General features: G+C 68.5%; 6 protein-coding genes and 1 tRNA gene. 2 read left to right on the top strand and 5 right to left on the bottom strand.

Features of this window, described 5'->3' with window-relative positions:
• The first annotated feature begins 134 nt into the window (after positions 1–134).
• Positions 135–208 (top strand) — tRNA-Pro (locus ADK60_RS33110).
• Positions 209–601: 393 nt separating this feature from the next.
• Here the strand turns inward: ADK60_RS33110 and ADK60_RS33105 are convergent.
• Entirely contained in the window at positions 602–1,870 is a 1,269-nt protein-coding gene (locus ADK60_RS33105) for a tyrosine-type recombinase/integrase (protein WP_079008890.1), read from the bottom strand.
• Between the two features lie 71 nt (positions 1,871–1,941).
• Here ADK60_RS33105 and ADK60_RS33100 point away from each other — a divergent pair, with 71 nt between their 5' ends.
• Positions 1,942–3,063 carry a Fic family protein gene (locus tag ADK60_RS33100; RefSeq protein WP_353651783.1) on the top strand — a complete coding sequence of 374 codons (1,122 nt, stop codon included), beginning with the start codon at positions 1,942–1,944 and terminating at the stop codon, positions 3,061–3,063.
• Positions 3,064–3,203: 140 nt separating this feature from the next.
• Here the strand turns inward: ADK60_RS33100 and ADK60_RS33095 are convergent, their stop codons facing one another.
• Genes ADK60_RS33095 through ADK60_RS33080 form a run of 4 tightly spaced genes read right to left on the bottom strand, consistent with a single transcriptional unit; the run spans position 3,204 to position 12,097 of the window.
• Complete coding sequence (locus tag ADK60_RS33095; RefSeq protein WP_053650647.1) at positions 3,204–5,966, bottom strand: pPIWI_RE module domain-containing protein; 2,763 nt, start codon at positions 5,964–5,966, stop codon at positions 3,204–3,206.
• Positions 5,954–9,511, bottom strand: a complete 3,558-nt coding sequence (locus ADK60_RS33090; protein WP_053650646.1) for a pPIWI_RE_Z domain-containing protein — start codon at positions 9,509–9,511, stop codon at positions 5,954–5,956. Before ADK60_RS33090 ends, ADK60_RS33095 begins: the two co-directional genes overlap by 13 nt.
• Complete coding sequence (locus tag ADK60_RS33085; protein WP_053650645.1) at positions 9,504–10,550, bottom strand: pPIWI_RE_Y domain-containing protein; 1,047 nt, start codon at positions 10,548–10,550, stop codon at positions 9,504–9,506. Before ADK60_RS33085 ends, ADK60_RS33090 begins: the two co-directional genes overlap by 8 nt.
• Positions 10,547–12,097: a PD-(D/E)XK nuclease family protein gene (locus ADK60_RS33080; RefSeq protein WP_079008891.1), complete on the bottom strand. Its 1,551-nt coding sequence runs from the start codon at positions 12,095–12,097 to the stop codon at positions 10,547–10,549. The genes ADK60_RS33085 and ADK60_RS33080 overlap by 4 nt, the downstream gene beginning before the upstream one ends.
• Between the last annotated feature and the right edge of the window lie 70 nt (positions 12,098–12,167).

Below are 12,167 nucleotides of genomic sequence, written 5' to 3'. Positions count from 1 at the left end.
CCACCCCCCGACAACCCTGCAGCGAGCACCCCCCGACGTGCTGTATTGTTTTCCTCGTCGCCGGGACAACCGGCCGACAAGGTCGAGAAACCCGAAGCAGAGCCCCCCCAGGCTCCGCCCGGGCCACGAGACCACGGGACGTGGCGCAGCTTGGTAGCGCACTTGACTGGGGGTCAAGGGGTCGCAGGTTCAAATCCTGTCGTCCCGACTGTGAAGTCGGTTGTGAGAGCGGGTACTTGGGAAACCAGGTGCCCGCTCTTGCTGGTTTTCAGGGCCCGTTTTTGGTCCCGGGTGGTCCCAAAATGGTCCCCAGGTTTGGCCATGGGTCCGTCGCCACCCGTTGCTCCAGTGGCTGGTATGCGGATTGTTCTTCGATCTCAAGGTGAAGTGCGAGACCTCCTTGCCGTTTTGCTGGAGCGAGGCGTGGTGGCGCACTTGACCTTCGGTCAAGTGCGCCGGGCATCGGTCAAGTGGGTCAAACTGGTTCATATCGGGGTATTTCTAAGGCCTTTCTGATGCCTGCTGCTTGCTGTGAAGTGACTCGGGCCGCCTCGAAGCGGCTTGGCAGTGGCCATTTCGAGGCAATGGTGGTCACGGTGTGTCACCAGCGGCGCGTGATCTGGCCGTCGCATTGGAGCTTCTCGAGGTGATGAGTGAGGGCTTGGCCGGCTTCCAGGATCCGGAGCACGTCAGGGTGGAAGTAGCGCTGGGTGGTGGTGATGAGCCGGTGTCCCGCGATTTCCATGAGGATGTGCGGAAGGTATCCAGCGTCCGCCATCCACGTGAGCCCGGTGTGGCGCAGATCGTGGCGTCGTAGGTGCTCGTAGCCGAGGTCGCTAATGACCTCGTCCCAGTGCGTGGCGTCGCGTAGGACGGCGGTGCTGATGCGGCCGCCGCGCGGGCCGGTGTAGAGGCGAGCGTCGGGGTCGCCGCGGGTGGCCTGCAGTCGGCGGGCGATGAGCGGGCGCAGCGGCTCGATGATCGGGATGAAGCGGGCGATCCGGCCTTTGGTGTGCTTGTCGACCAGACCGCCGGGTGCGGGAGTGGTCTGTCGGCGGCAGGTCAGGAGCCACTTGTCGGTGTCGACGTCGCGGGCCCGAACTCCAGAGACCTCCCCGATGCGGGTGGCGGTGCAAGCGCTGTGGACGACGACGTCGCCCCAGCCGCGGTAGCGGTTGTACGAGGCTTCGACCAGGGCGTCGGCGAGTTCGATAAGGGCATCCCAGTCGCGCAGTGCCAGGGTGCGGGGGTCTCGCAGTTCGTCCTCGGCTTGCTGGAATTCGTGTTGCCAGCCGGTGATGTGGGCGGGGTTACGTTCGAGGATGCCGTCCACTATGGCCTGTTCGAAGATGCGGGAGAGCATGGCGAGGGTGTTCTTGATCGTGGAGCGGCTGCAGCCATCGGCGATCCAGCCGAGAACCGCCGCAGTGATGAGAGCGGTGGTGATCAGGCGGAGGGGGAGCGGCCCGAGTTCGGGCTCGATTCGCAGGCGCCAGCCGGCGAGGTAGGGGGCGTGTGTGGTGCTTTCCAGGCCGGTCAGGATGACCGGGAGGCAGAGGTTGACATAGTCGCCCAACGGTATGGAGGCCAGAGACGGGAGGACGGGGCTGCCGGTGGCGTCGGCCAGGATGGTCAGCCATTGGGTGACCAGCGTCGGGTCGAGCCCGTTGTGGACGGCCCCTGCCAGGAAGCTGGCCCATGCCTGCGTCTGGGCCGGGGCGGCCTGGCTGGCCGGCGGGCGGAGGTTGGTGAGTGGTGAAGTGCGGTATTGCGAGCGCAGGGCGCTCGGCGGAGCGGGAGGGTCGGCGGTGGTGATCTCGCTGAACGGGTCCGGGGTGGCTGATTTCCAGGGGTGTGTTGAAGTGTTCATGCACCATGGTTGTGCCGATTCACCTTGCTTGTTTGATGCCGTCATGGTGTCATTGCTTCATGCTCTATGGTGTGCCATCGCTGCAGGACATCGACCAGTCCGTCCTCGCGGAGATCGACGAGATGCGCGACCGGCTGCGTCTCCATCTGCGCACTTCACGTCGCTGGGAAGGGCAGCTGCGGCGTAACCTCACGGCGCGGGCGATCGCCGGATCGAACACGATCGAGGGCTACGCCGCGAGCGTGTCGGACGTCGAGGACATCATGGTCGGCGAAGCGCCGATCGATGCGAACGACACCGTCACGGCCGAGATCGAGGGCTATCGGCAGGCGATGACTTACATCCAGCGCCTCGCCGAAGCGGGCGACGACTTCGCCTACAGCAAGGGCCTGCTCAACGCGCTGCATTTCATGATGCAGGGCCACCACTTGATCAAACGGCCCGGCTGGTGGCGTACCGGGCCGGTGTACGTCACCTCCGCCGAAGACCCGACCATCGCTGCCTATACCGCCCCCGATGCCCAGCAGTTGGCCGGCCTAACCGGCGAGTTGGTCGAGTGGCTGAACGAGGGGAGCCTCGACGCACCGGGGCTAGTGCGGGCATCGATGGCGCACCTGAACCTGGTAGCGATCCACCCGTGGTCCGACGGCAACGGGCGGATGTCCCGCGCCCTGCACACCCTGGTCCTGGCCCGCGAGGGGATCATGGCGCCGGAGTTCTCCAGCATCGAGGAATGGCTCGGCCGGGCCCGCAACACCTACCGCTACTACGACATACTCGCCGACGTCGGCGGCCCCGTCTGGACTCCCGACCGCGACACCTTGCCCTGGGTGCGGTTCTGCCTGCGCGCCCACCATCAGCAGGCCCAGAGCGTCGAGCGCCAGGTGAACACCACCCGCGAGGTCTGGAGCGCCCTCGACGAAGCCGTTGAGCAGCGCGGCTGGCCCGACCGCATGCTCTACGCCCTCTACCCCGCGGCCATGGGCAACCGCCTGCGCCGCGCCACCTACCAGGCCGACGCCGAGCTCAGCGAGCAGCAGGCCCAACGTGACATCCGCGAACTCGTCCGCGCAGGCTGGCTTGCTGCCCGGGGCGAGGCCCAAGGACGCTACTACACCGCTGGCTCGGACCTTCCCGAAGCCATCGTTCGAGGCGTACGGGAACCGCGGCCGCTTCGCGATCCTTACGCCTGAAGTTCACCCAGTGGGTGCCAGACGGAACAGGAGGGGACCTATGCCGCATTCATCCGCGTATCAAGGCAAGCACGGCCCCTGCTTCCGGCTGCCCGCAGGGCGGTTGGCCAGAAGCAGGGACGGTGACGGACCGGTTGGTGTTATTGCTCCACTGACGGACTACCGGCTTCGACGTCGTCGCTGGTTGCCGCCTCGGCCGTCGGCGTCGCCTCTGCGGCGAGAGGCAGGAGGTACTGCTCGGCCAGCTTGGCGAGGTGCAGCGGCAGCGGCCGGGAGAGCGGATGGTACTCGTCGTGGAGGCGCAACTGGTGCACGGCGGCGGCCAGCAGCGCGGGCCGGTCCGCGGGCCAGTCGGTCCGACGGGTCTGCTCCAGAGCCTGTTCGGAGAGGCAGCCGAGTACGGTGAGCTCGAGCGCCTGCGGGTTCCAGGCGGTGGCTGCGGGGGCGTGTGGCCAGCGCGTGGTCGGGACGAGCTTGCGCAGGTCGGTACGGACCGTTCCTGCGGACGGCGGCTTCCCGACCGTGCTGGTGAAGACCCGGTTGTCCGGATCGGCGCCCTGTGGCGCCCACAGTCCGATGGACACCCCAGGGGTGTCGTCCTCCTGGGCCCCTGGCGCGTACCACTCGGCGGTCTCCTCGCGGCTGTTGGCGTCCCGGAGCAGGACCACACGCAGGTCGGCGCCGAACAGCGAGAGCCGGGCGGGTCGTTCTCCATGGAAGACCAGGCTGTCCTTGACCAGCTGGCCATTGTTCAGGCCGGGCCAGACCTTGCGCAGGTTGCCGCTGTTGGCGAGCAACAGGGTGGGACAGTCCCGGACCTGGTACAGCAGTGACCTGATCTGCCGTTCGGCCTCGTAGCGGGCCTCCGCCGCCGTTGTGCCAGCCGGGTCCGTTTCCTCTTGGTGAACCGGAGCGGCGCCGGAGGCGGCGATGGTGAGCAGCAGTCGGGCGTACGGGACCCAGCTCTTCTTGGCCTCGTCCCAGCCCTGGACCGGGTGCACCGGGTCGCGCGGGCGGATGCGAAGTGCGACGAGGTGACGGCCGGCCTGCCGGGTGGAGCCACCGGCCTGATGGCGGACGTGCCAGAGCGCCAGGTACTGCATGTCGGCGGTCAGGGCCTCGTCGAGCTTCTGTTCAGGAGGGATCATTGCGCCGAGTTGGCGCATCCCGTCGGCGACCGCAGAGCCGGCCCGTTCGGGCAGCGGGCCGTCAGCGTCCTCCGGGACGACAATGAACTGACTCACCCGCCCGGCTCCAGCGCACCCGAGACGCAGTGCCGACTTGGGATCGGTATCGGTCGCCGGGAAACGGTCGCGTCCGAGGATCTCCACGAATGCGATTCCGACCGTCTCCCGGTGCGCGCCGAGCCTGGCGGTCATCCGTGCCGCGCGCTCCCGAACGGCCGTCGCCACCGACTGGGCGCGCGAGATGCCGGTCTCCCGGACCAACCGGAGGGCGCTGCCGAGAGACTCCAGCGGACGGGCACGGAGCACCACACACAGCCCGTCGGCGTGCCACTCGTACGTGCCGTCCGCATCGGGGACGGCAGACGGGAGGTCGAGCCATTGGCGCAGTGCCGCGACGAGTCCGTCCCGGGTCTCCTCGGTCTGCCAGACCACGTCCACGGAGAGCGGCTGGCCGTCGAGTACCGCGCGGATGGCAGCGCGCCTGGCCTCGACGCGCAGCCGGGCGCGTTCGGCCAGTTTCTCCGGGTCCTTGGAGTGTGAGGCGGCGAGCAGTCTGGGGTTCGACCGGCGGTGCACCCGTTCGAGGGCCGGTACCCGGCGCAGGAACGGGCGGATACCCTCCTCGACCCACCGGTCGAGGAGCATTCGCTCCAGCGGCATCAGGCCGGCGCCGACCCCGTGCTTGCCGAAGTCGGTGTCGTAGAGGATGCCGGCGGCCACCCCGTCCCGGCCTGTCAGCCAGTCGGCCGGCTCGGCGGTCAGCTCGACGGGCTTCGGGTACACGTGCTGGATGTCCAGCTCCGGCAAGAGGTCGACCAGGCTCCGCCTGCTCCACATGGGTACGCCGAGGGTCCGGTCGAGAAAGATCGAGTTGACGGCGAGCCGGTGGCGCGGCTTGGAATCCTCGGACCAGGGCATCGGTGCGTCGAGTAGGACGGTTGCCCCACTGCCGTTCTGCAGCTTCACCGGAGAACCGCTGGCCCAGCGCCGCACGCCGTACGAGACGTGTACCCGGAAGCGATCGGTGAAGGGCACGGTCTGCACGGTTACCGTCACGAGCGCCGAGTAGTACCAGGTGCGCTTGTACTTGGTGTAAGCACGCGGTGGCCAGCTGACCAGTTCCACCCCTTGGTCCCGGGTGACCTGACAGAAACGCAGTTCAACGCCGTTCATCAACAGCGGCCTGGCCGCGAGCAGTGCGCCGATCCGCTCCGGAAGCAGGTGGTAAAGCTGTCGGTCGGGTTCGGCGGTGCCGCCTGCGGAGAGTTCCGTGGCGGTGAGGTCGACGGACTCGTGGCGCCAGCCCGGGGTTACGTCGTCAATCAAGGCGAGTGCCCGGTCCAATGCGGCCTCGTGCTCGGCGGCCCGTATCGGCTCCTTGTCCGTGCCAGGGGGCAAGGTCATCACCCAGGAGGCCAGAATCGGGGCCATCAACTCGGCCGGCTGGTCCTCGGTGGCGTAGAACCACGGCACCTCGGAGCTGGATCCCGCTCCCCGGCCGGTCGCCAGTACACCGGGTGCGACGGCCCTCAGCAGGGCATTGAGCCTGCGGATCGGCAGGCCCTGGGGCTGGTCCCGGCGGCGCCACCGGCGGTGGTAGAGGTCCAGGAACTCGGTGCGCCACGCCTCGGGGAAGTGCATCACGCGGAACTGCTCGAACCACGGCCCGTGGTCGGGGTCGGGCTCGTAGGCGGTGTGGTGGATCAGTGGGTACATGTGGGGCCTCGTTCTTCGGTGGTCTCGGTCAGACAGCGGTCGAGAGCAGTCCACAGCGGCCGATAGAGGGCCCGGACGATGCGGCGCTCGGCCTTCGGCGCGGTGCTGTCAGGGCCGAAGTAGGGGGTGAGCACGGCGCGGATGCTGTACAGCAGGCTCGTTTCCGGCGTGTCGGTGGGCCCAGTTGAGTCGGCCGCTGCCAGGCAGGGCGCGAACGCGGCATCGACGAAGGCGACCCGGGCGGGTACCGCGCCCCGGACGGAGCGGCCGATGACCTGCCAGATCAGAACCAGCATGTCCCAGGTGACCTGGACGCGGTCCTCTTCGTCGAGGTGACTCCAAGCCATGCTCCTGGCGAGGACGTGGAACCACTTGGACCGGGCGGCGTCGCGGAATCTACGCGCACCCAGACCGAGGGTGGGCGCGCCGCGCACCAGATCGGAGAACCCGGTGTCGTCCATAAGCCGGACGATCCAGTCGTTGATCGCGTGCACCGCGAGGCCGAGGTCGTCAGGGCGGGGGTTGGGCCGGGCCAGGAAGTAGACCGAGCCGATGGCGGCCTCCTTGCTGTCAACGGCGAGGATGTTGTGCCCGCGCTCTACCGCGAGCAGCGGCGCCACCAAGATCTCGGCGTCCGTGGCGGCGAGCGTCTCGACGTCACCGCGGCGCAGTACTGGGGCGTGGTGCTCGTCGTCCAGTGGACGGCCGGCGGCATCCGGGTCGTCGTCGGACACCAGCCGCCGGACTTTGCCGCGCCAACGCTCGTTGAGTGTGTGCAGCGTGTCCGCCACCAATGCGGCCTCGTCGTAACTGCCGACCAGGAGCAGGATGTGCCGACGGGGTTCCGGTAGTCTATGCAGTTCCCGAAGGAGGCGCCCCTGGCCTCGGTCGTTGCGGCCGAGCTCGGTGGCCATCCGGCGCAGCACGTCTTCGCGCCGGTCGATCGGCGCTCCGGAAAGCCGCAGGGCCTCGCTTGGACTGTCGCAGGTGCACCGCGTCGGGCAGGCGCAGGCCTCTCGAACGAACTCGAAGCGGAACTCGCTTTGGTCGGCGATCCGTTCCAGTTCCGCAGGGTCGGGTTCGATCAGTGTGCCGATCGGTACCGGAACGTGGTAGCGGCTGGATTTGTCGGCCCAGCTGCTGCCAGACATCAGCAGGACGTTGGTCCCCGGCAAGCCGTCCACCACAGGTAGGTCCGGCATGGCGCGCAGCAGTTCACGCCCCACCCCGCTGCAGCGGAAGAAACGGAGCTCGCCGCTGCGGACACCGCCCTCGTCGCGCCCCTCCAGGAGAAACTGGAACCCGATTACATTGCCCATCGGGGACTCGGGGACCATCGGCGCGTAGTCGAGGGGGCGACGGTACATCTCGTTGAAGCCGAGGCTGAGTGCGTCCGCGACCCGCGGCCACATGGTGTTGATCAGGGCGAGCTTGGGCTCCAGAGCGCTGAGCAGCAGGGTGAATTCGAACCGGTCGAGCAGGGCATCCAGCCAGTCGTTCGAGTCTTCGGGAAGGGGAGCGCGTCGCCGTCGCTTCGTGTTCTTGCCAGCACTCTCCTCCTGCCCTGCCGATGTGTCCCGGTTCCCGTTCACCAGTGACCTGAGCTCGCGGTATCGGTCCTGGTTCGCCTCCTCCTCCCCCAGGAGCGGGGTGATCTCGAAGAGGTCGCACACCACCTCCCGCAGCCGGGCACGGGTGTGCTCGCGGTAGTTGGTGTGGAGCAGTTCTCCGAGCAACCCGAGCAGTGGCAGGGTGTCGTCCTTGGGCGGTCGCCGGTCCCCGAACGGGTTGTCCCGGAAGGCGTCCAGGAGTTCCATCAGGTGCTTCCGCGGTTCCCGGTGCGGGTCCTCGGCTGGGGGCCCAGCCTGGCCGTCGTAGTCCTCCGGCAGGGGGAAGCGTTCCTCCAGCAGGCGCAGTTGGAGGGTTCCGGCGCTGAAGTAGCCGGTTCGGACCCATTTGCGCAGGTCGAAGTCGCGGACCAGCATCGCCACCAGCCGGTCTGCGGCAGCCTGGGTGGTGTTCACCGCCGCCGACCAGTTCTCCACGTCGCGATCGGACAGTTGCACCCGTCCGGCGCTGGCCAGCTCCCGGATGCGGTGCTGGTTGACCTCGTCGAGGAACGAGCGGGTATCGGGGCCACCGCCGAGCAGTGGGATGGCAGGGGCGAACATGCGGTCGAGTTGCATCTGCACCCGGTCCGCCTCGTCGACGATCACCAGGTCGCTGCGTCGGCAGGCGAGTTCGAGGTAGCGGATGCGCTCCGGGTTCTGTGGGTGTGGGACACGGGAATCCACCAGGCTGGGCGGGGTGGATACCCAGATCCTCGCGTCGACCAGGGACCGTGGCCCGTGATGGCGCGGGCACTGGGACCAGAACGGACAGGCAGTCCGGTACGAGGTCCACGGGTCGTCGGGGTCCACCTCGCGTTTCTTGGGCGGTTGGAGCCTGGTACACGGTGCTTCGCCGAATCCCAGGAGGTCGTCGGCGGGGTGGCCGTCGGCGTGGCGCAGCGCGTTCAAAGCACAGGAGGTGCTCAGGTACTGGAAGCCGGGGTCCAGGTGGGCGAGCAGGTTGGGTTCGCCGCGTCCTGCGGTCCTTCGGTGGAGCCGTTCGGCGTGCTGCTGACGGCCCGTCGCGCCGAGGATGGGTGCGGCGGAGGCGGGAACGTGGGTGTTGTAGAGCTCGACCAGTTTGAGCTGCTCCGCGACGTCGCCGACCACCACCGTCACGTTCCGTCCCTGCCGGGCGAGGTGCACGGCCAAGACGTCCCGAAGCGTGCTCTTGCCGGCTCCGACGATCCCGAGCAGGTGCTCGATGCCGGACACGGAGAAGTCGCGGGCGGGACGGAAGCCTCCGCGGCGGCGTGTGGACAGCCGGATCGCCTTGAGGCGGGTGAGCCAGCCGGCCGGTTTCCGGGCGTCCATGGTCGCAGCCGTGATCATCAGCTTCTTCCACGTGAAGGTCAGCGGCCTGCCCGCATGGACCGGAAGCCGTCCGAGGTCGTGACCGGGCGGAGTGGGGGCTGAATGTTCCGGGATTAGTACGGTGGTCAGGTGCCGGCCGATGGGGAAGGCGTACCGGCCGGGGGCGGCGAAGGTGGCCGGCTCTCCGGTGAACGGCGGCGCCTGGTTCAGCAGGCGCTCGTAGGAGGCCCACCGGTCCTCCGCCACGGAGAGCGACGGACGGCGGACGGCGGGGGCGTTCAGGTCCGGTACGTCGAAGGCTCTGAGTTGGCGGTCCTGCTGCTGGTAGTCCTTCAGCGCCTCGGACCAGGCCAGTCGGCGCCCCCAGGTCCACAGGGCGTAGCGCGCGGTGCGACGGATGTGCTCCTGCCGGTCAGAGATGTCGTCGCGCTCACGAGCGAACGGATAGCCGCTGAACAGGGTCCAGCCCTCCGCGGCAGGAGCACCGGGAGTGAGCTGTTCCTGGAGGAACAGGCCGAGTTCGATCTCACACAGGTCGACCAGCTTGCGGCGCGGCAGTGCAGAGCCGCTGGAGCGGAGCTCCCGCACCACCTGGTGCAGGGCCTTGGCAGTGCTACGCACGAGTTCTCCCGGGTCGGTCGTTCTGATACGGAGCTGTGAATTCGCTGACGGATCTGAGCCGCACCAGGGCGCCATCGGGAAGGTTGTGGTCGAAGGCCTTCCGGTAGCCCGGTCGGTCGACGACTGCGTCGGGCATCACGACATCGAGCGGGGAGTCTTCGAGGGCGGCCAACTCGGAGGCCCTGAACGCGGCCAGCGCCGGCTGCTCACGGTCGAGCACCCGGACGGCCCTGTCCGTCCCGTCCTCGTGGACGAGTCGGAGGCTGCCCGTCCCCGTCGGAACAAGCCCGGACCAACCAGCCAGCTTCTCGCGCAAGGCCAGTTCGGTGCGGGCGGGGAGGGTGAGGAAGAGCCGGACAGCGCGGGGGAGGGCGATCGGGTGCTTGGGCACCTCCGCCTTCTCGAGCCCTCCGGGCCGCTTCCTGCACTCTCCCTCGCACCACGCCCCGGCGCCCTCTGTCGGCTTGGCAAAAAGTAGGCACTCTGTGCAGGTGGAGACCGTGTGGTCGGTCAAGAAGTTCTCGGGCACTGGCTCGTACAGCTCCCGAACCAGTCGCCAGATGCGGATGGTGGCCGGACGCATGAGCTTGGAGCTGTCAGGGTTCAGGATGACGGGGTGCGCGATCAGGAAGTCCCGACAGGAGGCGAACCGCTCGGGGGCCCCGCAGGCGTTGGCGAGATCGGCGATCACTCGGTCGGCGCCTTGTTCGAGTCTTCCGAGGCGGCCGTATGAGGCGAGTTCGGCACACGTTCGGGTCGGCTCGGCTGAGCCTCGGTCGATCAGTCGGGCGTCATCGGTAAGGACGCCTGGCGGGAGTGCCAGCGGCCAGGTCGTGAGGAGGTCCCGGCAGCGGGACAGCAGATCGGGAACGCTCAGGGGTGCCGGCCGGTCCTGCTTGAGGCATGTCCACACGACACGATCGAAGGCTAGTTGAGTGCTCGCCGGGTACGGGAGCCGGAGCGCCGCCGGACGGGGAACGTCGCTCAGGTCCAGCACGCCGCGAGCCACCGCCGCCAGTAGTTCGAAGTCCGGGCTCACTTCGGCGCCTCCTGCGAAGGCTCTGACAGTCGGCGTGCCGAGCACCAGCGCGCCATCTCGCAGCTGTCGCACTCCGCGCTCGGCGTTGCTTCGAACAGTCGCTCCTGGTGCCAGCTGGTGACCTGATCGCGCAGCACCGCTTCGGCTGCGGCTACGGTCTTCGGCGCGAACGGGTCGAGGCTCCGGAGGTCCACGCCGCCGGGGCGTAGCAGTTCGAGCTCAACCCGGTCGGCGGCCAGCATGCCCTTGGCGATGATCCTTACCGCCAGCGCCAGCTGAGGGTAGGCCGAGAGCAGGTCGCGCGGCATCCTCCTGCCGGCGGAGGTCTTGGTCTCACGCCATACCCACGAGCCGCGTTCGCGGTACAGCAGGTCGGGCTCCGTCAGCACCAGCAGATCAGCTGCGGGGTCGTCGAACACCAGGAGGGGTTCCGGCGTCCTCTCGGACTGCGGATCGGCGATGCGGAGCGGGCACACCTCGGCGTGATGACGCAGGAGGCGGGCACCGAGGAGACGCTCGGATTGCGGGAGCCGGTAACCGTCGGGGACCCAGTCGGCGGGTACATCGAAGGTGCACGGCGTCCGTTGCTCCTGGCCGTGCCGGGCGGAGAGGAAAGCATGGACGGCGCGTCCGCGCTCGGCCGCGGCACTGCGTTCGACGGAGTCGTCCACCGGGAGCCGCAGGCCGCGGAGGTAAGCGCGCGCCGGGCAGGCTTTGTGCCCGCGGCCCGTGGTCGGGGACCAGCTCCGGCGCGGTCGGGTGCGATCGGCTATCCCGAGCAATCCCGGGGCTCGCGGCAGCGCAGGGCACACAGGTGCCACCCGGCAGGACGTGCAGGCCGACCCGGGCCGATACTCCGGACGGTCCAGGAGCGCCCGAATCGCGGGCGCCCCGTCCTGTCGATAGAGGGCCAGCGCTTCTGCCCGGCTGCCGTCGAACAGCATTTCGGTCCGACCGTCGGAGAGCGCGAACTGCACCACCCGGACGTGCTCCAGCCGATCGTCGGGATCGCCTTCCGCCACGACCAGGGCCGCGATCGCTCGCTCGGCGTCCGTACGCTTCCGCAGTCGGTTCACTGGGAGCCGGAGTTCTCGCAGGCGGCCATCCGCCGATTCGAAGCACCGCCCCCAGGCGCTGATCCGGTACTCCGTGCTCGCGGGCCCGCCGCCTCGTGAGCCGCGGTGCCGGTAGATCCAGTGACGCGGGGCCGGTCGGAGCTCCGGGCTGTCGGCGAAGGCCGTCTCGTACATTCGGAGGGCATGCCAGGTCCATTGGCGGACCCCGTCGTGGGCGGGTCTGGTGGACCTGCCCGACTCCCCGCCGTCACCCGGCAGTTCGATCCGGTCGAGCTCGGCCATGAACGGGCCGTTGGTGAACGTGTCCAATGCCTCGGGTTTCCATGCGGCCGATCCGGCCGGGCGCATTCTGCGCGCCTTGAGCGCGTCCGACGCCGGGCACCGGTAGCGTTCCGGTCCGAACATCCCCAGCCGGATGTCGACCAGGGAAGAACGTTCGATCAGGCCTTCGGGCGGCCAGATTCCTGCCATACTCTCCCTCACCTCATGTCCATTGCTCTCCGAACCCGGGTACCGGGCAGATCTGGTCTTGGAGTTTGCG

The organism is Streptomyces sp. XY431 (assembly GCF_001279805.1).
Classification (GTDB): Bacteria; Actinomycetota; Actinomycetes; order Streptomycetales; family Streptomycetaceae; genus Kitasatospora; species Kitasatospora purpeofusca.
This window is presented reverse-complemented; position numbering and strand designations above follow the sequence as displayed.